The sequence below is a fragment of the Bacillota bacterium genome (assembly GCA_040757085.1).
Lineage (GTDB): Bacteria > Bacillota > Sulfobacillia > JACIYH01 > JACIYH01 > JACIYH01.
In genome coordinates this window covers 49,861-75,206 of record JBFLXJ010000002.1, presented here as the reverse complement: position 1 = coordinate 75,206, position 25,346 = coordinate 49,861, and the positions used below count along the sequence as shown (strand labels likewise).

Here is a 25,346-nt window from a genome sequence, read left to right as displayed (position 1 = left end):
GGATGGCAGGTTCGGGGGCCGCTGGGGGCGAAACAGCACGGAGAGAACACCGTAGGGGGCGACCGCGACGAAGGCCGTGCTGTTTGACTTCGGAGGCACCCTGGCCGAGTGCCCGGCCTGGATGGACCTGGAGCTGGATGGTCTGGTGTCTGCCGCCCTGGCCGGCCTGGCGGCCCGGGGCTGGCCGCTTCCCCGGGAGGTGGATCAGGACCGGGGCCGACGCATGCTACACCACCTGCGGCAGGTGGCCAGAGAAACCTGGATGGAGTGCCCGGCCCGGCGCTGCGTGGAAGAAATTCTTCCCCGGCTGGGGGTGGAATGCCCGCCCCCCGTCCTGCTGGACGGGGTACTGGAGGATATTTACGGGGAGCTTCTGCCTCAGGTAACCTGGTTGCCGGGCAGCCTGGAGCTTCTCGGGGACCTGGCCGAGGCGGGTCTGGCCCTGGGCCTCGTGTCCAACGCTGCTCATGCCCCCTTCATCCACCGGGCGCTGGCCGAGGCGCGGGTGGGGCACCTGTTCCGAACCGTGGTTATCTCGGCGGAGACGGGGTGGCGAAAACCGCATCCTGCCCCTTTCTTGCGTGCCCTGGGTGACCTGGGAGCTTCACCCGAGGAGGCTTTCCACGTGGGGGATCACTTTCACCAGGACGTGGTGGGGGCGGCCCGGTTGGGGATACGGCCCATCTGGGTGAATCCGCAGGCGGGGGACGGACTCCACACGCCGCAACTGCTCACGGCAGGTTGTTGCCCCGGCGTGGCCTTGGTGCGGGACCTGGCGGGGGTAGCGGGTTACCTGGTCGGCACCGCTCAGGGGGAGTGGTCGAGAAGCATGGCCACGTCAGTGAGGTCGGTGGTCGTGCGTACGGGGGGAAGGGCCCGCATGAGGTAGCGCCCGTAGTAACGGGTGGCCACACGGTGATCCAGGATCACCACTGCGCCCCGATCCGATCTGGTGCGGATCAGGCGACCGAATCCCTGCTTCAGCTTGATGGCCGCCCTCGGCAACGTGTATTCCCGGAAGGGGTCCTTGCCCAGGGAACGCAGGTGTTCGCACCGGGCTTCCACCAGAGGCTCATCGGGTACTTCGAAGGGTAGCCGGGCTATGATCACGCAGGAGAGGGCTTCTCCCGGCACGTCCACTCCTTCCCAGAAGGAATCCACTCCAAAGAGGACCGATCCCGTGTCGCGCCGGAATTCCTCCAGGAGCGCATCGCGAGGGGCATCCCCCTGTTTGAGGCAGGTGTATCCCATTTCCTCCAGGTGGGGAGCGACCTCGGTGTAGACCTGGTTCATGGCCTGGTACGAGGTGAAGAGGACGAATGCTCTTCCCCGCGTGATACTCACGATTTCCCGCACCTTGTCGGCCACATAGGACAGGTAGCCGGGCCGGTTGGGATCGGTGGCGGCGGCGTCTTCGGGTACGCACAGAAGGGCCTGTTGCTGGTAGTCGAAGGGGGATCCCAGCACCAGGCCCTCGTATTCGGCCAGGCCGAGCGAAGAGGCGGTGTAGCTGAAGTCCCCGCCCACGGCGAGAGTAGCAGAGGTGAGGATTACGCTGCGGGTACGGGAAAAAAGCAGCTCGGCCAGGGCTTCCGCCACGGATATGGGGGCAGAACACAGTGCCACCCCGCCGTAGCGGGTACCGGGGGCCGGTTCCAGCCAGTAGGCGCAGGCGGGATCTCCAAGCGTGGCCGCCTGCTCCAGTTCTTGCCCGAGGGCGCGGCAGCGCGACGCCTGGTTGGCGGCAAGCTGGGAGTGCTCCTCCGACATACCCATGTCGGCGATCTGGTCCAGTGCGTCGGCCAGGCGCACGAGGTCAGTGAGCAGCTCCTGGTATCCCGGGAGGGGGGCCCGCAAGCGTAGTGGACGCCAGGTGCCGGAGGGGGATGCGGAGAACAACCGGTCACGAAGATCGTTGAAAAAGCGGGTGGAGGAATCCCGGACCCTGGCCAGCACCTCCTCATAGCGCCGCAAGGTGCGTTCGCTCAGCACTGCCTTCGCCCGGGACTGGCCGAGCAGGTCCTCTACCGCTTGCACCAGCCAGGCGAAGCGGTAACCGGTCAATCGGGTGCCCAGGTGATCTGCCGCCACCCGGTCCAGGTGGTGAGCCTCGTCGCATATCACCACTTCGTGGGAGGCAAGTACCCCGAGCCCGCCCGTCTCGCGGCGGACCCTGAGGTCCGCGCACAGCAGGGCGTGGTTGGTGAGCAGCAGGTGCGATTCGTCCTGACGCCTGCGGGCCCGGCGGAAGAAGCATTCCTCACGGAAGGGGCACTTTTCTCCCACGCACTCGTCGCTGTCGCTCTGCACTTTCGTCCATACTTCGGCGGGAACGGGGAAAGGTAGGTCTGCCCGATCACCGCTGGCACCGGGCCGGCCTGCCCACTCAGCCAGCCTCTTCGTGGCTAGGTCCGCTTCATTGGCCAGGAGCCCGAGGCTCAGTTGCTGCTCTCGCGTATTGACTTCCTGGTCCAGGCGGCGCAGGCAGAGGTAATTATTCCTTCCCTTGACCAGTACGGCCCGCAGGGGCGGGGCATGCAGCTGTTCGAGGACACGGTTGACCGCGGGAATGTCCTTCTGCAGCAGTTGTTCCTGCAAGTTGATGGTGTGGGTGCTGACCACCACACGTTCGCCCCGGCTGAGGGCCCAGATGGCAGCAGGAAGGAGGTAGGCCAGGGATTTGCCCACCCCGGTGCCGGCCTCCACCAGGCCGTGGGAGCCCTGTTTCAGGCATCTCCACACCAGGCGGGCCATCTCCAGTTGCTGGGGTCGTTCTTCGTATGCTGGCAACACCTGAGCGAGCAGGCCGCCCGGCGAGAATATGGTCTCCAGGTGTGATTCATCCAGGTTAACGGTCAACGGTTTTCCCCCATCCGGGTAGATTTTGCCACAGCCGGCGTTGGACACGCAACGAAGGACTCGCGACGTCTGCGGTCGTGATGACCGCGATGGCTCCGATGGCGGTGACGATCCGGGCGAACAGGAGTACAAAAACCCCTTGACACCAATGCGAACACCTGTTAGAGTAAAGTCACCAAACCGAGGTTCGCTGTCACGGGGGGCTACCGGTATGGACCGCGTAATCTATCTGTGGCTGGAAGGCGGTATTGCCCGGGCCTATGCTTCCCCCGGTGGGGAAGAGACCCGGGAGGTCACGGGGAGCGAACCCTGTGAAAGGGCTGAAAGGCCCGTGCTCGTCTGTCACCAGGGCCGGCTGGTCGATGCTTCCTGTGGATTTCCCGGCCTGCGGGTTGGGGAAAGACGTTCCCGGCTGGGGCATTTGTGTCCGGGGGCCATTGTGGTGTCGTACGACGCCGGGGTATGCGAAGCACAAGCGCGTCGGTTCTGGGATCTGGGCACCACCGTTTCGCCGGTCGTCGATCCGGAAGCGGAGAACCGGATCTACCTGGGCTGGAACACCGCCTGGCCCGAGCGGCTTGAGCGCGTGGTGGCCGGGTTGGCGCAGAAGGCGGTGCCTGCCTTGGGGTACCGCCTGCTGGGAGCCCTCGCCTCCAGCAAGGTGGTGGCCCGGGGGGCGGCGGAATGGCTGTATGACGCCCTCCTGGAAGGGAAGCGAACCCGGTTGCCGGGGGCGGTCCGGGGTAACCGGCTGGTGCCTTTCGCCGGAGGAAAAGGGGTGGTGGGCTGGTGGCTGGAACTCAGCCCCCAGGGTGAAGCTGAGTTCTGGGCCTCCCTGCCCGTACGGTACCTGTGGCCGGTATCGGAAGACGTGGTAGCACGCTTCTTGCGGCTGGGATTGTACCGTATCGGGGATGTGGCCCGACTGGGGGCAGAGACCCTGGCCCTCAAGTTCGGTGTTCTGGGAGAAACCATTTCTCGCCTGGCCCGCGGGGAGGGGCCGGATGGAGTACGCCCCCGGCACCCCCCGGAGAGGATAGAGCGGCGACTCAACTTTGCCGATCCGGTGTACGACTACGGGGCGGTGGCCAGAGGGTTGAGGTGGCTGGCCCGGGAAGCCGGGGCTGCCCTGCAGAAAAAGGGATACGGTACCCGGGAACTGGTGCTGGAAGTGGAGTGGGAAGGAGGTGTGCGCACCCGGGTTCAGCGTCGGTTGTCCCGGGGGGAAGGTGATCCTGCCCGTCTGGCCGTGCTCGCGGGACTCCTGTGGGAACGCCTGCTGCTGTGCGCTCAGAACCGGCCGGGTTCGGCAGGTGAGCGGGCAGTGCAGGCAGTGAGGTTGGTGGCTGGTGGCCTGGAGGAGGCGTGGTTCGGGCAGTTGCAACTGTTCCCGGGTGGGGAGCCGGTTCCTTCAGCACCCGCAGGTGACCGGCTGCAGGCGGTGCTGGAAGGTTTGCGGGAACGTTATTCCCGCGAAGTCGTGCGCGTGGGGATGACTCCTGCCCGCCGCCAGTTGATGCTCTCCTTCTACGCCTGACGACGGGCGGCGGGGGCTCGGAGGTGATGTTGGCATGCCGCGCGACACCCCGGTAGTACGGTGGGGGTGGGAGCAGGGATTACCGGTACCGCTGGGGATTGTTCGGGCCAACGGTTTCCTGCCGGTGGTGGAAGTGCTTGACCGGTGGGTGGAGGCAGGGAAGTGGTGGGAAGGGGAAGAAGAGGAAACTATCTTCTTCCGGATCCACCTGGCCGATGGCAGTGTCCGCGAGGTGAGGCGCCGTCTGGGCGGTGCCGCAGAGGGAGAGAGGGATAAGCAGTGCTGGTGGGAGATAAAGTCGTCCTGAGAACTCCCGAAGTGGAAGACATACACGTGCTGCTGCGCTGGATAAACGACCGCGAGGTGGGCCAGTACCTGATGCCCCACTTCCCCTTTTCCCACACCGAGGAGCGGGACTGGCTGGAACGCGTGTCCCGGAGTGAGACCGACCGCGTCCTTCTGATCCAGGCCCGCGATGACCAGCCCATCGGTGTGATCGGCCTCCACCGCATCGACCACACCCGCCGCCAGGCCGAACTGGGTATCTTCATCGGCGAAAAGGAGTACTGGGGGCGTGGCTACGGTACCGACGCCATCCGCACTCTGCTCCGCTTTGCCTTCCAGGAGATGAATTTCCACCGCATATACCTGCGCGTCAACGCTGACAACGAGCGTGCGCAGCGCTGCTACCGGAAGTGCGGTTTTGTTCACGAGGGTACGTTGCGGGAGGCCGTCTTCTCGGGGGGACGGTGGCGCGACCAGCACCTGATGGCTGTGCTGGCCCATGAATTCCCGGGCACGGCCGGTCCATGCTGCGAGAGACGCGAGATAACCACTGGGTGATGAGCAGGGCCGCGGCCAGGGAGGAGCCACCCCCCACAGTGAACGCCCACCCCGCCCCCCAGCGGTCGGCCAGCGTGCCGGCGATAAGGTTCCCCAGCGGGCCAGTGCCCTGCATGAGCATGCTGTAGACGCTCATGGCGCGTCCCCGCATTTGGGGCGGTACGCTCACCTGGATGGTGCTGTTGGCGGAGGTGGTGAAGGTTATCATGCTCCACCCCACCGCCACCAGCAGCGGTATGAGCACCGGGAAGGAAAGCCCCCGAGGGACGGGGCCGGTGATGATCCCCAGGACCGTCTCCAGGCCGGTGAACGCGAACAGGGCCCCCCAGAGCAGGCGGGGACGGGGGCCGCCCTCGCTGATGGCAGCCAGAGCCAGGGCGCCGGTTAGGGCACCGGCCCCCTGGGCGGAAAGCAGGAAGCCGAACCCTTCCGACCCGGTGTGCATTTCCTGCCGGGCCAGCACGGGCAGCAGGGTCTGGAAGTTCATGGCCAGGGTGCTGGTGAGGCCTGCCGCTACGAATACGGCCAGCACGTGGGGCGTACGGGATATGAAGGACAGCCCTGCCCCGATATCCCGGAGCAGCACCATGCGCCCGGGGGTGGGGTGTTCCTCCAGATTCATCAGGGCCAGGCTGATGAGCACGGCCAGGAAACTGATCCCGTTGGCCACGAAGGCCCAGCCCGTGCCGGTGGCGGCAATCAGGAGCCCTGCCACCGAGGGGCCGATGAGCCGGGCCACGTTGAAGCTGGTGGAATTGAGGGCGATGGCGTTCAGGATATCTTCGCGTCCCACCAGGTCCATGATCATAGACTGGCGGGCGGGGGTGTCGAAGGAGGTGACCACGCCCAGAAGGGTGGCCAGTACCATGATGTGGGCCACAGTGACCCGCCCGGTGAGGGTGAGGATTCCCAGGACGAACGCCAGGGTCATGGCCGAGGCCTGGGTGACCATGACCAGTTTCCGGCGGGGGACGCGGTCGGCCACCGCTCCCGCGGGCAGGGCCAGGAAGAAGATGGGGGTGAACTGAAGCGCCCCCACGACCCCCAGCAGGAAGGGCGAGTTGGTCAGTTCCAGGACCAACCAGGACTGGGCTACCCGCTGCATCCAGGTGCCTATGAGGGATATGCACTGGCCCATCCAGTACAGCCGGAAGTTGCGGTGTCTCAGGGCCGCAAAGGGACTGCGTACCGCCAAGCGGGAGTCCTCCAGTTACTTCGGGAAGCTTAATATCCGCTATTCCAGGGGACCCCCGCCGATTCCTGCTGGCCAGCAGGAACCAGACCCTGGATGGGGAAACCACTAACGCCGGGAGGTGATGTGGTGAAGGCGTTCCTGCAGGGGCTGGTGATGGGCAAGCCGGCCGACTACGTAGAGGCCCGATACGAGGAGAGCACCACCGTGCGCATCGTGTACCGGGGCCCGCGGTTGGAGGCGGTGGCGGAGTCAGTTCTCTCGGGCGGTGCCATCCGCGCCCTGGTAAACGGTGGTTGGGGTTTCGTCTCCTTCAACCGTCCGGATGACGCCGAGGGACTGGTGGGTGCCGCCCTGGCTGCGGCGGAACGGGTGGGTCGCGAACGGGGCGAGAAGGTCTCGCTGGCTCTGGTCGATCCGGTGGAAGCGGAAGTGCATCTGGATGCCGGGGAAGACCCGCGGAAGGTGAGCCTGGCCCAAAAGGTGGATCTGATGGGGGAGTACAACCGGTGCATTATGGCCTGGGGCCCGCCGGTTACCACCTCGCAGGTCTTTTACCAGGAGAAGTTCACCCGCCTGTGGCTGTGTACTTCGCACGGCACCTCGATTTACCAGGAGAAGCTGGACCTGAGCGGGGTGGTGGCGGCGGTGGCTACCCGCGGTGGGTTGACCCAGATCGCGCGCCACGGGTTCGGTTCCTCCCGCGATTTCGGGGTGGCACGGGGGTTGGAGAGCCGGGTCGAGGAGGTGTGCCGGCTGGCCACCGCCCTCTTGGATGCACCGGTGGTCCAGGCTGGTGAGTACCCGGTGGTGTGTGATTCCCGCCTGGCGGGCGTGTTCGTGCATGAGGCATTTGGGCACCTGAGCGAGGCAGACGACCTGGCCGAAAATCCTGCCCTCCAGCAGGTTATGAGGCTGGGGCGCCGGTTCGGCAGGGACATCCTCAATATCTACGACAGCGGTCTGGACAGGGGGGCGCGGGGATACCTGGCGTACGACGACGAGGGCACCCCCACGGAGAAAACTTACCTGATCAAAGAGGGAGTGCTGGTGGGCAGGCTCCATTCCCGCGAATCGGCCGGACGCCTGGGGGAGCGTCCCACCGGCAACGCCCGTGCCCTGGATTTCCGTTTCCCGCCGATCTGTCGCATGCGCAACACCGGCATCGATCCCGGGACGGCGTCGTTCCAGGATCTCCTGGAGGGGATCGAGCTGGGTGTGTACGCCGTAGACTCTTACGGGGGCGAGACAAACGGGGAGATGTTCACCTTTACGGCCGGTTACGGTCGCATGATCAGGAACGGTGAACTGGCGGAACTGGTGCGGGAAGTGAAACTGACGGGTAACGTGTTCCATACCCTGGAGAACATCGATGCCATCGGGCGAGAGGTGGGTACGGAGGAAGGTCCGGGCGGTTGCGGCAAGGGAGCCCAGGCTCCTCTTCCCGTCAGCCATTGGAGCCCGCCCATCCGTATCCGGCGCGCCGTCATCGGGGGGAGGTGACGAGGGTGAGCGGTGACATGCGAGCCGACTTTGCCACCGAGTTTGCCTTCATGGAGCGCGTGCTGGACCTGGCGCGCCGGTCCGGGGCCGCTGCCGAAGTGTTCTGGGCCTCCGGGGAAAGGCTCCCGGTGAACTTCGAGGCCGGTCGCCTGAAGCGTATCGAAATGACGCGTCACCAGGCCTTTGCCCTGCGGGTGCTCCACGAGGGCCGGGTGGGCTTGAGTTCCACCACCGTGGCCCGCGAGCCCGAGCAACTGGTGGAGCGGGCCATGGCGGCAGCCCGTTACGGCCCCCCGGCCGAATTTGCGTTCCCCTGCGAGAGCCCCGGCTCCGACCCGGGAGAGTGGTGGGATGGCCGGGTAGCCACCCTGGAGCAGGACGTGATGGTGGAGTGGGGACGCGGTTTCGTGGCGCAACTCTCCGGTGTCGGGCCCGCCCTCGCCCATGCCAGCGTGGCCCGTGAGACGGCCGTGACCCGCGTCATCAACACGGCCGGCCTGGATGCTGCTTACCGGAAGACCGGTGTGTCAGTGGCGTTCATCGCAGAGGTAACCGAGGAGGGCAACTTCCTGCACGTGTACAACTGGGACGCCTCCACCAGGCTGGATGTGGATATACCCGCTCTGATCTCTCAGGTGGTGGACGACCTGCAGGCGGCGCGGCGCAATGTGGTGATGCCGCCCGGGGAGTATCCGGTGGTGCTTGCCCCCCGAGCGGTGCGCGACCTTCTGGGGCCTATCCTGGCCTGCGTGGACGGTCGGGCCGTGCAGCGGGGGATATCTCCCTGGCGAGATCGGCTGGGGGAGGAGATGTTCCATCCTTCCTTCAGCCTGGTGGACGACGGCCGTTTGCCTGGCGGGGTGGGGAGTGGCCTTTGCGACGATGAGGGCGTACCGACCCGGCGCACCTCCATCGTGGAGGGGGGCGTGCTGCGCAGCTTCCTGCTCGACCTGGAGTCGGCGGCCGCTCTCAAGATGGCACCCACGGGCAACGGATCCCGGAGTGAACTAGCGGACGGTCCCCCCGTACCCAGGCAGACCAACCTGGTGATCCCCGCGGGGGAACAGCCCCTGCGGGATATGCTGGCAGGCGTCAGGGATGGCCTGCTGGTGGAAAACTTCATGGGGGCCTGGTCTGGCAACCTGTACGCGGGCGTGGTCACGGGCAACGTGGCCCTGGGATACCGGCTGCGGGATGGAGAACGGGTGGGGCGCGTGAAGGACTGCATGTTCTCGGTAAACGCCTTCACTGCCCTGAAAGAAGCCCTGGGGGGCATAAGCCGGGAAACCAGGCGGCTGGCCTCCGTGTACTTCCCTTACGTTCTGCTGGAACGGGCCACCATCACCACCCGCTCCCCCTGACTCCCGGCCCACCCGAGCGCCCTGGTGCGTCCGTCCTTATATGCCGTAGAGCTTGTAGCAGTGCCGGCAGGGGGGCGGCGCCGGCGGGGGCGTGCCTGCGGCTGACGGGTTGAGGAGTGCATCGAGGGCGAATTCCACCTGGCCCCATCTCTGGCGGCGGGCAAAGGCCTGGCGGAAGGAGCGAGCTGTGCGCGACTGCCACATCGCGGGAAGGCCCCTGATGACGTCACCGAATGTCAGGCGGGGCACGTGCTCGGATGTGCCCTGGAACAGGCGGGGGATCCCTTCCCGAGAGGGGAGGGCCAGGTAGCCGCAGGGCCCGGCCCGGCCATCTACGGCGATCCACAGGTTGTGCAGGGGATCGGCTTCGCAGACCATGACGTCGTCTCGCAGGGTCAATCCGAAAATGCGCACTGCAACCCCCAGTTCCTCGCCCCTGCGTTTGGCCTCGACGGTGAGTTCGGAGACGGCGGGATCCGGTTCCCGGCCGAAGGCACGCAGGGAGTCCAATTCGCGGCTGGGGATGTAATCCAGGTTGGGAGCCGACACCTCGTCGGCGCCCAACTCCCTGGCCAGGGATACGAGCTCGGGAAGTTCGGGGAGGTTGGGCGGCATCATCTGCATGATCAGCACCACCCGGGGACGGGGCTTCTGCCCGCAAAGAAATGAAACGTTGGCGGCGATGCGCTCAAGAGAGGACCCCACCCGCAGAGCGTCGTTGGTGGTGGCACGGGCGCCGGCTAGGGACACGGCCACCAGGTCCAGGCCCACGCGGCACGCTTCCCGCGCAGCCTCCTCGTCCAGGAGCATGGCGTTGGTGGTGAGCGAGACCTTGCAACCGGCCTGTTTCAGGGCTGCTGCCATGTCCCACAGGCGGGGGTGGAGCAGGGGTTCCCCCCAGCCCTGCAGGTGTACCAGTTGTATCCGGCCGGCGTGCGGCAGCAGGGCGGAGAAAGCTTCCCACGGCAGGTGAGCGGTGATCCAGCGGTCGGCCAGGGCCGTCCGGGCACAAAAGGTGCAGCGCAGCTGACATGCCGAAGTTACCTCAACCTGCACTATGCGGGGAACCTGTAGTGGACGCATGGGCATCCCCTCCGCCCCGGTGGTTCTACGGTAGGGGCAAATGCTCCTTCCGGTTGAGGCGCGACCAGGCGTTCTCGCCTGCCGGGGGGGCCAGGTTACCGCTCAGATGGACCGTGCGCCGTACGCGCACCTGTCTTTCGCGGGCGAGTGGCATTGTCGATAAAGGGGGAGAGGTGTCGAGACTATGCCCACGGTGAAAGTGGATGATTTCGACCTTTACTGGGCGGGTTGGCTGCGCCCGGAGGGCGGGGTAGTAGTCCTGGTGCACGGTGCCGGAGGCAATCATTCCCACTGGTTGCCCCAGATCTCGCATTTGCGTTCGCTCGCGGCGTGGAGCGTAGTGGCCTTCGACCTCCCCGGGCACGGGCGCTCGGGAGGCGAGGCGCGTTCCACCATTCCTTCTTATGCGGATGTGGTCTTCCGGGGCCTGCAGGCGCTCCTGGCAGAAGGGGACGGGGAAGGGTACTCCGCCATTGAGCGACGGCAGGTGGTGGTGGGCGGTCACTCCATGGGCGGGGCAATCGCCCTGGAGATGGGCCTGTCCCGCCCCGGGTCCCTGGCCGGGTTGATCTTGGTGGGGACCGGTGCCCGTCTGCGGGTGTTGCCTTCCGCTCTGGAGATGATGGCCCGCGGTGAGCGCGACGAAACCCTCCTGCGCATGGCATACGCCCCCGGTGCCGCACCCGAGTTGCTGGAGCGGGGGCGGGCCGAGTACATGGCGGTGCCGGTGGAGGTGCTTCACCGGGATTACAGCGCTTGCGACCGTTTCGACCGCATGCAGGAGGTGGTCGGCCTGCGGCTTCCCGCCCTGGTGGTGGTGGGTGCCGAGGACGCCCTGACCCCACCCAAGTACGCCCGGTACCTGGCGGAGAAACTGGGAGGAAGCCTTCGCATCATCCCCGGAGCCGGGCACATGGTGATGCTGGAAAGGCCGGAGCCGGTCAATCGGGCCATGGTCGAGTTCCTGATATCCCTGAAGACCTGAGCGGAATGGGCCATGCGCGTGGTCGCCCTGAGCGATGAACTGGAAGGAGAAGTGCTGGCCCGTTCCGTGTGCACTGCCTCCGGACAAGTACTGGTGGGAGCCGGAGTCGCCCTGACGCGGTCCCTCATCGCCCGGCTCAGGGAGCGGGGATTCACGCGCGTGGTCATTCGCGACTGGCTGCTCGATGACGTGGAGATAGACGATGCGATATGTGAGGAAACCCGGACCATGGCCACGCGAGCGGTCCACTCGGTACTGGAAGGGGTGGTGCACGGGCAGGAGCCCGACCTGGGCAGGGTGGCTGAGGTGGTCAGGAGGGTGATATGGGAATTGCGGGAAAGCTCCAACGTGGTCCTGAGCCTTTCCGCCCTCCGTTGTCACGATGACTATACCTGTGTTCATTCTGTCAACGTATGCATCCTGGCGGGGGTCCTGGGTATCGCTCTGGGCATGTCCGATTGTGAACTGACTGACCTGGGGATGGGGGCCATCCTGCACGACCTGGGCAAGATTCGCATCTCCCGGGAGATATTGGGCAAGCCGGGCGCCCTCGGGCAGGATGAGTGGGCGCTGGTACGGGCTCACCCCATGGAGGGCTACCGCCTCATGGTGCGGTACGTACGAGCGAGTTACCTGGCCGCTCATGCGGCCCTGGATCACCACGAGAGGATGAACGGTTCCGGGTACCCGCAGGGCCTGGCGGGGCGGGAGATCACCCTGGTAGGGCGCGTGGTGGCCATTGCCGATGTATTTGACGCCATGACCAGCGACCGGGTGTACCGGCGGGGGGTGCCCCCGCATGCAGGCCTGGTTCATCTCCGGGAGGGTCGGGGGGAACTGTACGACGCGTCCCTGGTGGACAGGTTTTGCCAGCGTATTGCTCCCTACCCGATCGGTACGGTGGTGAAACTGAGCACAGGCGAACTGGGTGCGGTGGTGGCGTATACCCCCGCCAGCCAGTGGTTGCCCCGGGTACGCCTATTCTCCGATCCAGAGCTGCGCCCCGTCCCGCCGCAGGAAATCGAATTGGCCGCCCATCCCGACGTGACCATAGCGGGGGTGCTGGACGATTACCCGCCCTCATTTAAGCAGTTGACCAGGCGATATTGATACGGTCGGCGGTTCCTTTACAGGGGGGGTGTTGATTCGTTATAATGTGATTGCAGTATCGGTTGCTGAAAAGCCGAAGCGCATAATCTTGACCACAGGGTGGACGGCTGGATTCCCGCGGGGGAAGGGGTCCGGGTCCTGATGTCAGTGGCAGTGGCCGCCGGCCCGGTGTCGGCTTGCCGGCGCGGGAGGTGGCGCGACGGCAAAATGAGCTCGGTGAGTTATCAGGGTCGGGCAGACATCCCGGCCCTGTTACTTATGTATACAGAAAGTTCGATTATTTGGTGGACAGGGGGATGATGGCTGCTGGCACCGAATATGGAGAACTGGGCTATCCGGGCTGAGACAGCAGGGGGTGTGCAAGAAAGTGGAGGTCAAGGAGGAAAAGACCAGGTTCGATGGCGTCAGGGTGGAGGTGCTGGGACCCACTTACGAGCCGGGAAAGCCGGCGGGCCAGGACGAGGGTAACTGGCGCCGCAAGTTGCGCGACCGTGAGGAGATGCTGCGTTACCTGAGGACGAGCGAGCGGTACTGGTACAGTTCCGACTGGTACGGAAGCGAACGCCGCAAGAACCCGGCTTAGCATGCGATAACCCGGCCCGGCCGGAGAGAATGGGGTGAGTTCGTTGGCTTTTTCCATACCCACCATTTCGTACACGGGCAAGGTGAAGGAGATTTCCCTGGGACCTCCCGATCGGGCGGTCAAGGTGGGGAACGCCGGTTGCTATCCCTTCCATCTGTTTGAGGGGGAGATGGGCAATCCGCCTCGCATCGCCATGGAGGTGTACGACGTAGCACCGGGCGACTGGCCCCCCGCTGCCCTGGAGCCTTTCGCTGACGTGGTGTCTGACCCGGTAGCCTGGGCCAGGAAGTGCGTGGACGCCTACGGGGCGGAAATGGTGTGCCTGCAGCTTGTGAGCACGGATCCCAACGGTCTCAACCGCCCCGCCGAGGAAGCGGCGGCCACCGCCAAACGGGTGGCAGATGCCCTGAACGTCCCCCTCATCGTGTGGGGCTCGGGAGACGTGGAGAAGGACGCCGAGGTGCTGCGCCAGGTGTGCGAGGTGTGCGAGGGAAAGCATCTGGTGGTTGGACCCGTGCAAGACAAGAACTACAAGAAGATCGGGGCGCCCGCCATCGGCTACCGCCACACGGTGATCGCCTCTACCCCCATCGACGTCAACCTGGCCAAGCAATTGAACATCCTCCTGGGCAACCTGGGGGTGCCCGATGAACTGCTGGTGATGGACCCCACCGTGGGCGGCCTGGGGTACGGTCTGGAGTACACCTATTCCGTGATGGAGCGCATGCGCATGGCCGCCCTCGTGCAGCAGGATGACCGGCTGCAGTTCCCCCTGGTGTGCAACCTGGCCAGAGAGGTGTGGAAGGTCAAAGAAGTAAGGCTGGAGGACCCCAACCTGGGTGACCCGGGCAAGCGGGGAATCTTGATGGAAGCCATCACCGCGGTCCTCCTGGCGCTGGCAGGGGCGGACGTGCTCATCATGAGGCATCCCGAGGCGGTCCGGCTGGTCAGGGGATACCTGGCTGAGATGATGGGTGCTGCCGCCTGAGGCCGGAAGGGCCAGAGGCAGGAAGGAGAGGTATGGCAATGGCGGACCATTTGGACAGGAGTGCGTGCCCGGCCACGGTGCAGTTGCTGGGCAAGGCCCAGCAGGACGGGGTGTCGACCGCCTTCCTTCGGGCGGATCACGTCAAGCCCTGTCCCATAGGGGCGGAGGGTAGTTGCTGCCGCAACTGCGCCATGGGCCCCTGCCGGGTGCTGCTGCCCCGTGGCAAGTCGGACCTGGAAGTGGAAGTGACCGGTGTATGCGGGGCCACCACCGACACCATATCGGCCCGCAACTTCCTGCGCATGATTGCCGCGGGGGCGGCCGCCCACTCCGACCACGGGAGGGCGGTGGCAGAAACCCTGATTGCGGCCGCCAAGGGAGAGGCGCCCGGTTACACCATCAAAGATGAGTACAAGCTCCTGAAGCTGGCCCTCGATTTCGGCATTGAGGTGGGGGACCGGCCCATCGAGGAAATAGCCCTGGACGTGGGGAAGGCGGCCCTGGCCCAGTTTTCCCAGCAGGAAGGGGAACTGGCCTTCATCAAGAAGGCCCCCCTCAAGCGGCAGGAGATATGGCGTAAGCTGGGCATCGTCCCCCGCGGCATCGACCGGGAAATCGTGGAGGCTCTGCACCGCACCCATATGGGTGTGGACCAGGACGCCGAGACCCTGCTTTTGCACGGGATGCGGGCTGCCCTGGCGGATGGCTGGGGCGGGTCCATGATCGGCACCGAGTTGCAGGACGTATTGTTCGGCACCCCGCAGCCCATCCTGGGTCAGGTGAACCTGGGGGTACTCAAGCCCGACCACGTGAACGTGATCGTGCACGGGCACGAGCCCCTGCTTTCGGAAATGATCGTGGTGGCGGCCGAAGACCCGGAGATGCTGGCCCTGGCCCGCGCCAAAGGGGCGGAGGGCATCAACGTGGCCGGCATATGCTGCACGGCCAATGAGATCCTCATGCGCCACGGCGTCCCCATCGCGGGTAACTTCCTGCAGCAGGAACTGGCCATCGTCACCGGCGTGGTGGATGCCATGGTGGTGGACGTGCAGTGCATCATGCAGTCCCTGCCCAAGGTGGCCCAGTGCTATCACACCAGGATCATCACCACTTCCAACCGGGCGCACATCCCGGGAGCCACCCACATTGAGTTCCACGAGCACGATGCCGTCAACGCGGCCAAGGCCATCGTGCGCGCCGCCATCGAGGCATTCCCCCACCGCACGGGCCGGGTAGAAGTACCTCCCCACCGGGTGGATTTCGTGGCCGGGTTCAGCCACGAAACCATCGACTACCTGCTGGGAGGTGTGTTCCGCGCTTCCTACCGGCCCCTCAATGACAACATCATCAACGGGCGCATTCGGGGCGTGGCCGGGGTGGTTGGTTGCAACAACCCGCGGGTCAAGCACGACTCCGTGCACGTGGAAATGGTGAAGGAACTGATCAAAAACGACGTGCTAGTCCTCCAGACCGGTTGCAGCGCCATCGCCTGCGCCAAGGCGGGCCTCCTCACCCCGGAGGCGGCGGCCAGGTACGCGGGCGGCGGTCTGGCCGAGGTGTGCGAGGCCGTGGGCTTGCCCCCCGTCATCCACATGGGGGCATGCGTGGACAACAGCCGCATCCTGATGGCGGCCACGGCCATGGTGAAGGAGGGCGGCCTGGGCGACGACATCAGCGACCTGCCTGCCGCGGGGGCGGCGCCCGAGTGGATGAGCGAAAAGGCCATCGCCATCGGGCAGTACTTTGTGGCCTCGGGCGTGTTCACCGTATTCGGGGTGACCTGGCCCACCACGGGCAGCGAGAAGTTCACCCGCATGCTGTTCGAAGGGCTGGAAGAAAAGGTGAAGGCCAGGTGGGCCTACGAGCCCGATCCGATCAAGGCGGCGCGGCTCATGATCGAGCACATCGACGCAAAGAGGAAGGCCCTGGGTATCGACAAGGCGCGTGAGCGGGTCCTCTACGACATGGCCATGCGCCGCGGGCTGGAAGCCCTCTAGGGACGGGGGGAGAGAGATGTCCAAGATCATCGCTTCGGCAGCCATCCGTGGTGCCCACAAACTGGTGGCCCGGGCGGAAGAGAAGTGGCAGCAGGCCATGGACCGCTGGGGGGCCAGGCAGGAGGTGGGCTTCCCCAATACCGGTTACTATTTGCCCGTCATCTATGGCATCCTGGGGGTGCCTGTTAAGACCCTGGGCGACATGGAGCCGGTGCTGAAGAGGGCAAAGTCGCTGCTCCCTCCGCCCGTGCGGGAGGACATCCACCTTCCTTATCTGGGACCAGTCCTGGATGCCGGCATGGCCACCATGTTCGCTGAGGAGATCATCGAGGCCATCCGGTACCTGGAGGATCCCGACTTTTACACCAAGCAGGAAGAGCCGGTGGACGGCCGCATCTGGCTGGGGGCGGCCGACGACATCATCCTTCGTCGGCGCGGCATCGAGTTCGTGGACGGCACCGCGCCCGGCTTCGCTGCCATCGTGGGCGCGGCGCCCTCGCCCGAAGTAGCGGCCAAGATAGCCCAGGAACTGCAGGAAAAGATGCTCTACGTTTTCATGGCCGCAGAGCACAACGGGGTGCGTTTCGGAGAGCAACTGGTGGAGGCGGGGGTGCAGATCGGATGGCCCACGCGCCTGGTCACCTTCGGTCCGGACATCACCTCGGCCGTGTTCGCCATCGGCTTCGCCACCCGGGCGGCCATGTCCTTCGGCGGCGTCGAGCCCGGTGACTTCCGCAAGATCCTCATTTACAACAAAGACCGCATTTTCGCCTTCGTGCTGGCCCTGGGCACGGTGACCGACGAGTGGTACGCCACCGCCGCGGGCGCCATCAACTGGGGGTTCCCCACCGTTGCCGATACCCCCATCCCCCAGATCCTGCCCAGCGGGGTGTGCACCTACGAGCACGTGGTCTCCAACGTGCCCCACGACCACATTGTGGCCAAGGCCATCGAGGTGCGCGGCCTGAAGGTGACGGTCACCAAGGTGCCGGTGCCTGTTGCTTACGGCCCCGCCTTCGAGGGCGAGCGGGTGCGCAAGGACGACGTGTACCTGGAGTGCGGCGGCGGTCACAGCCCCTGCGTGGAATGGTGCACCATGAAGAGCATGGACGAGGTGGAGGACGGTAAGATTGAGGTTGTCGGACCCGAGATCGACGACGTTCCTCCCGGCTCACACCTGCCTTTGGCCGTGGTGGTGGAAGTGGCCGGGCGCAAGATGCAGGAGGACTTCGAGCCCATCCTGGAGCGGCAGATCCACCACCTGGTGAACTACGCTCAGGGCGTCATGCACATCGGCCAGCGCGACATCGCCTGGTACCGCATCAGCAAGGCCGCCAGGGAGAAGGGATTCAAGCTGCGCCACATCGGGTCCATCCTGCACGCCAAGCTGCACCAGGACTTCGGCACCATCTTCGACAAGGTACAGGTAAAGCTGTACACGCGGGAAGAGGACGTGCTGCCCATCCTGGAGAAGGCGCGGGCGGTGTACCGGGCGCGCGACGAGCGTATCGAGGGTATGACCGACGAAGCCACCGATACCTACTATTCCTGCACCCTGTGCCAGTCCTTTGCTCCCGGGCACGTGTGCATGATCAGCCCCGAGCGTACCGGCCTGTGTGGTGCCTACAACTGGATGGACTGCAAGGCCTCGTACGAGATCAACCCCACCGGCCCCAACCAGCCCGTCTTCAAGGGCGAGTGCCTGGATTCCAGGCTGGGACGGTTCAAGGGCGTGGACGAGTTTGTGACCAAGGCCTCCCGGGGCAAGATCCAGGGGTACAACTTCTACAGCATCGTCCATGACCCCATGACCACCTGCGGGTGTTGCGAGTGCATTGCGGCGGTGCTGCCCCTCTGCAACGGGGTCATGACGGTGAACCGCGAGTACACGGGCATGACCCCTTGCGGGATGAAGTTCACCACCCTGGCCGGCATGGTGGGCGGCGGCGTGAGTACCCCCGGCTTCGTAGGCCACAGCAAGTACTACATCACCCAGCGCAAGTTCATTGCCGGAGACGGCGGGCTGTTGCGCCTGGTGTGGATGCCCAAGATTCTGAAGGAGGAAATCCGCGAGCGCTTCGAGAGGCGGGCGCAGGAACTGGGCGTGCCCGACCTGCTGGACCGCATCGCCGACGAGACGGTGGGGGTCACAGAGGAAGAGATCCTGCCCTTCCTGGAGGAGAAGCAGCATCCCGCCCTCACCATGGAGCCCATCATCTGAGAAAGGACGGATGTCGATGCCACTCACCGGTATAGAGATATTCAAGCTCCTGCCGCGCACCAACTGCGGCCAGTGCGGGGTTCCTACCTGCCTGGCCTTTGCCATGAACCTGGCCGCCGGTAAGGCCGAACTCTCTTCCTGTCCCCACGTCTCCGAGGAGGCCAAGGCCAAGCTGGAGGAGGCCTCGGCCCCGCCCATCCGTCCGGTGACCATCGGGTCCGGCGACGGGCAGGTGAAGATTGGCGGCGAAACCGTGCTGTTCCGGCACGAGAAGCGGTTCGAAAACCCCACCGCCATAGCCCTGCTCATCTCCGACACCATGTGCGACGACGAGATCACCGCCCGCCTGCATAAGTTCCGCACCCTGCGCTACGAACGGGTGGGCCTCACCCTGAAGCCGGACATGGTGGCCCTGGAGTCGGCCTCGGGCGACGGGGAGCGCTTTGCTCAGGTGGCTGCCCGCATTCACGGGGAAACGGGCGGGGCAGCAATGATCCTCATGAGCGATCGACCTGCGGTACTGGCCCGGGCGCTGGAGGCGGTACCCGGCAGCCGGCCTCTGCTCTACGGGGTGACGGCGGAGAACCTGGATGCCATGCTGGAACTGGCCAAGCAGCACAACTGCCCCCTGGGCGTGAAGGGGAGCACCATCGACGAGGTGATCGCCACCAGCGGGCGGCTGCTGGACCTGGGATGGAAGAGTGTGGTGCTGGATGGCGGTGCTCGCAGCCTGAAGGCGGCGTTCGAGGAACAGGTGGCCATCCGCCGGGCGGCCCTCCTCAAGAAGTTCCGTCCCCTGGGGTTCCCCACCATCGTGTTCCCCTGCCGGATGACGGACGACCCCATGAAGGAGGCCCTCATCGCCGCCACCTTCATCGCCAAGTACGGCGGGATCGTGGTGCTTTCCGACCTGGAGGGCCATTCCCTGTTCCCGCTCCTGGTAGCCCGCCTGAACATCTTCACCGACCCGCAGCGACCCATGGCCACCAGCGAGGGGATTTACCCCATCGGCCAACCCGACGAGAACTCGCCCGTGCTGGTCACGTCCAACTTCTCCCTGACCTACTTCATCGTGTCGGGTGAAATCGAGAATAGCCGGGTGCCGGCCTGGTTGCTGGTGCAGGACACGGAGGGGTTGTCCGTGCTCACCGCCTGGGCGGCCGGTAAGTTCGTGGCCGACACCATTGCTGCTCTGGTCAAGAAGTCAGGTATCGCCGACCGGGTCGCCCACCGCAAGATCATCATCCCCGGCTACCTGGCCGCGGAAAGCGGCGCCCTGGAAGATGAGTTGAAGGGATGGCGGGTGCTGGTGGGTCCGCGGGAAGGTGCCCACATCCCCGCGTACCTGAAGAACTGGCAGGTTGCTTGAAGAGGGGGTGGCACCGGTGATCCTCATCGGCGAGAACCTGAACATCATGTCCAAGACGTACGGCCCCGCCATCAAAGAACGGAACGCCTCCGCGATCCAGGAACTGGTTCGGAACGAGGCGGAGGCAGGGATGGATTACATCGACGTCAACATCGGTCCGGCCCGGAAGGGCGGCCCGGAGACCATGACCTGGCTGGTCCAGACGGTTCAGGAAGCGGTGGACCTGCCCCTCTCGCTCGACACCACCAACCCCGAGGCGGTGGAGGCGGGGCTGAAAGTGCACCGGGGCAAGGCCCTCATAAACTCGATCTCCCTGCAGCCGGAGCGCCTGGAAAAGGAACTCCCCCTGGTCACCAGGTACGGGTGTGCCATGGTGGGCCTGCTCTGGGGTACCGAGGGGATGCCGCGGGACGCCGCGGAGAGGGCGGCCCTGTGCGTGGATCTCGTGTACAAGGCCACCCAGGCCGGGGTGCCCGCCGAGGACATCTGGATAGATCCCATTGTCACCCCCGTGTGCGTGGACATCAACCAGGTGAAGGCATGCCTGGAGTTCATGAGCATGCTGTCGGAAATCGCTCCGGAATGCAAGTCCATCGTGGGGCTTTCCAACGTATCGAACGGGACGCCGACCCGGTTGCGCCCCTACCTCAATCGCACCTACCTGATGATGTTCATGAAGTACGGGCTCACGGCCGCGATCGTGGACGCCTTCGACGAAGAACTGGTGGCCATCGCCCGCGGGAAGCGCCCCGAGCTGGTATCGCTGGTGCACCGGATGATGGACGGCGAAGACGTCGACTTCTCCGGGCTGACGCCGGAGGAGGTCGCTTACGCCAAGACGGTGCGCGTCCTCACCGGCCAGACCGTGTACTCCCACTCCTGGCTGGAGGTATGAGATGACGCCCATGGGCCTGGGGGAAAGTTACCGCCACGCCCTGGCCCTGGCCCAGCAGGAACTGGGGCAGGCGTCGGGGGCGGAACTGGCCCGCCGCCTGGCGGCGAGCGGGGCAGAATTTCTGCTGCCCGGCTCGCCCGGGGCGGGTCCCGGCGGAGCCATCAGGCTCTCCTTCCTGGGCCGGCCGGTGCTGGTTTCCCTGCCCGATGCCCGGGTGGTAGCTTCCCTGCCCGACGGCGTGACGGTACCTCGTGTGCCGGATGCCCCGGTGGGGACTTCCCCTCCGGATGGCGGCATGGTGGACGTGCCCCAGTGGCTGGCCATCCTCACCCTCCACTACTTGAACGGGGCCAGCGGGGACCCGCTGACCGGGGAGCTTATCCCCTTCCGGGACCTGCCCGGGGGGCGGGTGTACGACTCCAATTTCGAGAAGCGCGTGCGGGCCCGGCTGGTGAGGGCTTTCGCCCACCAGCCGGCCCTGCTCGTGGAGGCAGGAAGGCGCCTGGGCGGCGAGGCTGTCGAGATGGGGGATGCTACGGTGCGCGTCCTCACCTTCCCCCGGATACCCGTCTGGCTGGTGCTGTGGGCCGCCGACGAGGAATTTCCCGCCCAGGCCAATGTGCTGTTCGACTCCAGCGTGCATTCGTACCTGTGTACGGAGGACGTGGTGGTCCTCTGCGAGCAGGTCGCATCGGAACTGATCAGTATGAGCAGGAAAGCCGAGGTCGGGACGGACGGTGCCTAAACACGTGTCGGTTGCCGGCAAGGGGGGAACGGGAAAGACCACCCTGTCGGCTTTGCTGGTGAGGTGGCTGGTTGAGCGAGGCAAGACCCCGGTGCTGGTGGTGGATGCCGATCCCAACGCCAACCTGGGGGAGGCCCTGGGGTTGAGCTGGCAGGGGACCATTTCCGAGGTGCTGGAAAGGGCCAGGGCGAAGCAGGGGATTGCGGCCGGGATGACCACCAGCACCTTCATCGAGTACCAGTTGAACCAGGTGCTCACCGAGGCGAGCGGGTTCGACCTCCTGGTACTGGGAGGTCCGGAAGGTCCCGGATGTTACTGCTTTCCCAACGAGATGCTGCGCCACTACATGGAAGAACTGAGCGGGAATTATCCCTATCTGGTGATGGATAACGAAGCGGGTCTTGAGCACCTGAGCAGGCGGGTGGCCCGGGACGTGGACGTGCTGCTGGTGACCAGCGATCCGACCGTGCGGGGGATCCGTTCGGCCCAGCGCATAGCCCGCCTGGCACGCTCGCTGGGGGTGGTCTCCGGCCGGGTGGAGTTCGTGCTCTCCATGGCTCGCGATGGCGACGAGCGGGCGCTGAGGGAAGAAATGCAGTGTCTGGGGATTGACCCGGTAGGGGTCATCCCTTACGACGAGATGGTGGTCGAGTACGACTTGAAGGGCCGGCCACTGTTCGAGTTGTCGGCGGAAGCACCCGCCTGGCGGGCGGTGACGGATATCGCGGAAAAGCTGGGGTTGTGATGGGCAGGGTACAGGTCAGATTCCTCCCCGACAACGTGACGGTGAGCGTTCCCGCCGGCACTGACCTTTTGCAGGCGGCGGCCCTGGCGGGGTTGGAGATCAAGTCGGGCTGCGGGGGCGAGGGCGTCTGCGGCCGCTGCCTGGTGGCCATCCGCTCGGGGAAGGCACGGGTAGGGGAGGGCAACATGGCTCCCAAGTTCCGCCGCCTGGGGTACGTGCTCGCCTGCCGTACCAGGGTGGAGGAAGACCTGGTGGTGGAAATCCCGCCCGAGGCCCGCATCGAGACTACCCAGCAGGTATTGCTGGATGCACCGTCCCGGCTCCTGCAGGAAAAGGAGACGGACGTGCTGGTGCAGTACGGGCTTCAGCCCTTCTGCCGCAAGTACACCCTCTCCCTTACTCCTCCCACCCTGGTAGAAAACGCCGCCGATCTCACCAGGCTGGTATCCAAACTGGTCCCCGCCAGCGGTTTTGGGGAAGTGACCACGAACCTTAACGTGCTGCGTGAGCTGCCCGAAGTCCTGCGCCGGGACAATTTCCGGGTGACCTGCACCCTGGCCGACCTGGGGGACGGCCGCGCGGAAATCGTACACGTGGAACCGGGGGAAGCTATCCGCCCGGCGTATGGCCTGGCGGTGGACATCGGCACCACCACGGTGGCCGCCCACCTGGTGGACCTGGTTACCGGTGAAACCCTGGATCGGGTAGGTACTTACAACCACCAAATCCGGTACGGGGATGACGTCATCACGCGCATCATCCACTCCGTACGGGAAGAGCGGGGCCTGGAGCAGTTGCAGCAGGCCGCCGTGGCCACGGTCAACGAACTCATCGATCGCCTGCTGGCTCGCCACAACCTGTGGCCCACCGACATCCAGGCGGTGGTGGCGGCCGGCAACACCACCATGACCCACTTCTTCCTGGGGGTGTCCCCCAAGTACTTGCGCCTTGAACCGTACATCCCCGCCGCCGCCCGCTTTCCTGTGGTGAAGGCGGCTGAACTCGGCCTCAAGGTGCACCCAGAAGCTCCCGTGCGCTGCATGCCGGCGGTGGCCTCTTACCTGGGCGGGGATATCGTGGCCGGGCTGCTGGTGGCCGACATGCACCACCTGCCCGGGATCGGCCTTTACATCGACATCGGCACCAACGGGGAGATGGTGCTGGGTGGCCGGGACTTCCTGGTGGGGTGTGCCTGCTCGGCCGGACCCGCCTTCGAGGGCTCGGGGATAACCTGCGGCATGCGGGCCACCGCGGGAGCCATAGATGGGGTGGCCATCGATCCGGAAACCCTGGAGGTGCGGGTGCACACCGTGGGGGGTGAAAAGCCGCTGGGCATCTGTGGCTCGGGGCTGGTGGACGTCCTCGCCAAGATGTGGCGGGCCGGTGTCATCGACAGGGCCGGCAACTTCCAGCGGGTTTCGTCGCCGCGGGTACGCTGGGGAGAAGAAGGGCCCGAGTACGTGCTGGCCTGGCGCCGGGAGTCCAGCAGCGGACGGGACGTGGTCATCACCGAGTCGGACGTCAAAAACCTGTTGCGGTCCAAGGGTGCTGTGTACGCCGGGATCAGGACCCTTCTGCGCTCCGTGGACATGGAGCAGGATGCCGTGGAGAAGGTCTGGATCGCCGGCGGATTTGGCAATTACCTCAATATCAGGGAAGCCGTCAAGATCGGTCTCTTGCCCGACCTGCCGCCGGAGAAGTTCGTGTTCCTGGGTAACGCTTCCGTGAAGGGGGCGCGCCTGGCCCTGCTTTCCGGGCGGGCCTGGCAGGAAGCAGAGAAGGTGGCGCAGGGCATCACCTACCTGGAGCTTTCGGTGGGGAGCTCTTTCATGGACGAGTTCGTGTCCGCGCTGTTCTTGCCTCACACCGACCTGCGGCTTTTCCCCTCGGTGGAGCGGGAGGAGGTGGAGTGGTGACCCTGGCCGATGAGATCAGGGAGCGCAGCGGTCAGGACATCAACTCCTGCTACCAGTGCCACAAGTGCTCGGGGGGGTGCCCGGTCACCTTCGTATCGGACCTGCCCCTGAGCGGGCTGGTGCGGGCGCTGCAACTGGGGCTGCGGGATGTGGCCCTGGCGTCCCGGCTGGTGTGGTTGTGCTCGGGCTGCCGTACCTGTTACGAGCGTTGCCCCAACGGTATCGACGGTAGCCGGGTGCTGGACGCCATCAAGGCCATGGCAAAGGAAGAAGACCGGGTGGAAGATCCCCAGGTGGCGGCGTTCCACGACGCTTTCCTGGGTATGGTGAGGCGCTTCGGGCGGGCCTATGAGCTGGGGATGATGGCCGAGTACAAGCTTCGTACCGGCACCTTTACCCAGGACGTTCCCATGGGGCTCAGGATGATGGCCCGCCGCAAGCTGCGCCTGGTCCCCTCCCTGGCGCCCGGCCGGCGCGACCTGGCCCGTCTCTTTCGCGAAGGCGTACGGTACCGGAAGCGGCAGGCGGGGGGTGAACTGGAATGATGGCGTACTACCCCGGGTGCTCGCTGCACTCCACGGGGTGGGAATTCGATGCCTCCACCCGGGCGGTGTGTGCCGCCTTGGGCATCGGCCTGCGGGAAGTGCCGGGCTGGACCTGTTGCGGGTCCTCTTCTGCCCATACCCGCCCCGGTCCCCTGGCCCGGGCCCTGGGGCTGCGCAACCTGGTGCTGGCGGAAGGGGTGGCGGAAGAGGTACTGGTCCCCTGCGCCGCCTGTTACAACGTGTTGAAGGGAGCGGATGCGGCCTGGCGGGCTGGCGAAGAGGAGGCCCGCGAGGCGGCCCATCTGGTGGAGGGGGGACTGGGGCGGCCCTACCGGGGCAAGGTGGCCGTGCGGCACGTGCTGGAAGTGCTGGCCGGTTCCCGGGTGCTCGATACCATCCGGGCCAGGGTCAAATTCCCCTGGCGGGTGCCTGTAGTTCCGTACTACGGTTGTCTGCTGGCCCGGCCTTCTGCCCAGGTGGGATTCGACCGCCCCGAGCAGCCGGTATTGATGGATCGCATCCTGGAGGCCATCGGGGCCGAGGTGCGCCCCTGGTCGTACAAGACCGATTGCTGCGGGGCCTCCCTCACCATTTCTCACGCGCCGGTGGTGGAGGTCCTGGTGAACGAACTGATCAGGCAGGCCCGGCGGGCGGGGGCAGTGGCCCTGGTGACGGCATGTCCCATGTGCCACGCCAACATTGACTCTCGCCAGAGCGAGTCGCCCCCCATGCCCGTGCTCTACATCACGGAAGCCGTCGGGGTGGCCCTGGGCCTGTCCGAGGCGGAGCGCTGGCTGGGAGCCCACCTGGTCGATGCCCGCCCATTGCTGGTCTCCGGGGGACCCCCGGCTATTGCCCGCTGACATCGC

21 protein-coding genes and 1 pseudogene are annotated in these 25,346 nt (G+C 65.7%); 19 read left to right on the top strand and 3 right to left on the bottom strand.

Features of this window, described 5'->3' with window-relative positions; translation table 11 throughout:
• Positions 1-76: 76 nt before the first annotated feature.
• Entirely contained in the window at positions 77-889 is an 813-nt protein-coding gene (locus AB1446_00645) for an HAD family hydrolase (GenBank protein MEW6545410.1), read from the top strand.
• Here the strand turns inward: AB1446_00645 and AB1446_00640 are convergent.
• Complete coding sequence (locus tag AB1446_00640) at positions 808-2,859, bottom strand: helicase C-terminal domain-containing protein (GenBank protein MEW6545409.1); 2,052 nt, start codon at positions 2,857-2,859, stop codon at positions 808-810. The two genes, AB1446_00645 and AB1446_00640, sit on opposite strands and share 82 nt — an antisense overlap.
• A gap of 211 nt (positions 2,860-3,070) precedes the next feature.
• On the opposite strand from AB1446_00640, the gene AB1446_00635 reads away from it, so the two are divergent.
• The 3 genes and pseudogenes from AB1446_00635 (at position 3,071) to AB1446_00625 (ending at position 5,101) form a co-directional block, all read left to right on the top strand.
• Positions 3,071-4,396: a hypothetical protein gene (locus tag AB1446_00635; protein ID MEW6545408.1), complete on the top strand. Its 1,326-nt coding sequence runs from the start codon at positions 3,071-3,073 to the stop codon at positions 4,394-4,396.
• Positions 4,397-4,430: 34 nt separating this feature from the next.
• Positions 4,431-4,703, top strand: coding sequence for a hypothetical protein (locus AB1446_00630; protein ID MEW6545407.1), 273 nt, complete (start codon positions 4,431-4,433; stop codon positions 4,701-4,703).
• Positions 4,676-5,101: pseudogene (locus AB1446_00625) on the top strand (GNAT family N-acetyltransferase). Before AB1446_00630 ends, AB1446_00625 begins: the two are co-directional and overlap by 28 nt.
• On the opposite strand, the gene AB1446_00620 reads toward AB1446_00625, so the two are convergent.
• Positions 5,052-6,434, bottom strand: coding sequence for an MFS transporter (locus tag AB1446_00620; GenBank protein MEW6545406.1), 1,383 nt, complete (start codon positions 6,432-6,434; stop codon positions 5,052-5,054). The pseudogene AB1446_00625 and the gene AB1446_00620 sit on opposite strands and share 50 nt — an antisense overlap.
• A 126-nt stretch (positions 6,435-6,560) precedes the next feature.
• Here AB1446_00620 and AB1446_00615 point away from each other — a divergent pair, with 126 nt between their 5' ends.
• Both AB1446_00615 and AB1446_00610 read left to right on the top strand, forming a co-directional pair.
• On the top strand, positions 6,561-7,934 hold the full coding sequence (locus AB1446_00615) for a TldD/PmbA family protein (GenBank protein MEW6545405.1): 1,374 nt from the start codon (positions 6,561-6,563) through the stop codon (positions 7,932-7,934).
• A gap of 5 nt (positions 7,935-7,939) precedes the next feature.
• On the top strand, positions 7,940-9,295 hold the full coding sequence (locus AB1446_00610) for a TldD/PmbA family protein (protein ID MEW6545404.1): 1,356 nt from the start codon (positions 7,940-7,942) through the stop codon (positions 9,293-9,295).
• Between the two features lie 36 nt (positions 9,296-9,331).
• Here AB1446_00610 and AB1446_00605 read toward each other — a convergent pair whose 3' ends face one another.
• Positions 9,332-10,378 (bottom strand): radical SAM/SPASM domain-containing protein, encoded by a 1,047-nt coding sequence (locus tag AB1446_00605; protein ID MEW6545403.1) that lies wholly within the window; start codon positions 10,376-10,378, stop codon positions 9,332-9,334.
• 184 nt (positions 10,379-10,562) lie between these two features.
• On the opposite strand from AB1446_00605, the gene AB1446_00600 reads away from it, so the two are divergent.
• From AB1446_00600 to AB1446_00540, 13 genes are all read left to right on the top strand, one after another.
• On the top strand, positions 10,563-11,363 hold the full coding sequence (locus tag AB1446_00600) for an alpha/beta hydrolase (protein MEW6545402.1): 801 nt from the start codon (positions 10,563-10,565) through the stop codon (positions 11,361-11,363).
• A gap of 12 nt (positions 11,364-11,375) precedes the next feature.
• Complete coding sequence (locus tag AB1446_00595; GenBank protein MEW6545401.1) at positions 11,376-12,473, top strand: HD-GYP domain-containing protein; 1,098 nt, start codon at positions 11,376-11,378, stop codon at positions 12,471-12,473.
• 367 nt (positions 12,474-12,840) lie between these two features.
• Complete coding sequence (locus AB1446_00590; protein ID MEW6545400.1) at positions 12,841-13,056, top strand: hypothetical protein; 216 nt, start codon at positions 12,841-12,843, stop codon at positions 13,054-13,056.
• Positions 13,057-13,090: 34 nt separating this feature from the next.
• Complete coding sequence (locus AB1446_00585; protein MEW6545399.1) at positions 13,091-14,044, top strand: acetyl-CoA decarbonylase/synthase complex subunit delta; 954 nt, start codon at positions 13,091-13,093, stop codon at positions 14,042-14,044.
• 38 nt (positions 14,045-14,082) lie between these two features.
• Positions 14,083-16,041 carry an anaerobic carbon-monoxide dehydrogenase catalytic subunit gene (gene cooS / locus AB1446_00580; GenBank protein ID MEW6545398.1) on the top strand — a complete coding sequence of 653 codons (1,959 nt, stop codon included), beginning with the start codon at positions 14,083-14,085 and terminating at the stop codon, positions 16,039-16,041.
• A 16-nt stretch (positions 16,042-16,057) separates the two neighbouring features.
• Positions 16,058-18,262, top strand: a complete 2,205-nt coding sequence (acsB, locus tag AB1446_00575; GenBank protein ID MEW6545397.1) for an acetyl-CoA decarbonylase/synthase complex subunit alpha/beta — start codon at positions 16,058-16,060, stop codon at positions 18,260-18,262.
• 16 nt (positions 18,263-18,278) lie between these two features.
• Positions 18,279-19,631 carry an acetyl-CoA decarbonylase/synthase complex subunit gamma gene (acsC, locus tag AB1446_00570; GenBank protein MEW6545396.1) on the top strand — a complete coding sequence of 451 codons (1,353 nt, stop codon included), beginning with the start codon at positions 18,279-18,281 and terminating at the stop codon, positions 19,629-19,631.
• Between the two features lie 16 nt (positions 19,632-19,647).
• The gene (locus tag AB1446_00565; protein ID MEW6545395.1) at positions 19,648-20,526 is read left to right on the top strand and encodes a dihydropteroate synthase; all 879 of its coding nucleotides are present in this window, start codon (positions 19,648-19,650) and stop codon (positions 20,524-20,526) included.
• 1 nt (position 20,527) lies between these two features.
• A complete protein-coding gene (locus tag AB1446_00560) occupies positions 20,528-21,271 on the top strand; it encodes a DUF3786 domain-containing protein (protein ID MEW6545394.1) in 744 nt (247 codons plus the stop codon).
• Positions 21,264-22,016, top strand: coding sequence for an AAA family ATPase (locus AB1446_00555; GenBank protein MEW6545393.1), 753 nt, complete (start codon positions 21,264-21,266; stop codon positions 22,014-22,016). The genes AB1446_00560 and AB1446_00555 overlap by 8 nt, the downstream gene beginning before the upstream one ends.
• Positions 22,016-23,932 carry an ASKHA domain-containing protein gene (locus tag AB1446_00550; protein MEW6545392.1) on the top strand — a complete coding sequence of 639 codons (1,917 nt, stop codon included), beginning with the start codon at positions 22,016-22,018 and terminating at the stop codon, positions 23,930-23,932. The genes AB1446_00555 and AB1446_00550 overlap by 1 nt, the downstream gene beginning before the upstream one ends.
• Entirely contained in the window at positions 23,929-24,477 is a 549-nt protein-coding gene (locus AB1446_00545; protein MEW6545391.1) for a 4Fe-4S dicluster domain-containing protein, read from the top strand. Before AB1446_00550 ends, AB1446_00545 begins: the two co-directional genes overlap by 4 nt.
• Positions 24,474-25,340, top strand: coding sequence for a CoB--CoM heterodisulfide reductase iron-sulfur subunit B family protein (locus AB1446_00540; GenBank protein MEW6545390.1), 867 nt, complete (start codon positions 24,474-24,476; stop codon positions 25,338-25,340). The genes AB1446_00545 and AB1446_00540 overlap by 4 nt, the downstream gene beginning before the upstream one ends.
• Positions 25,341-25,346 lie beyond the last annotated feature (6 nt).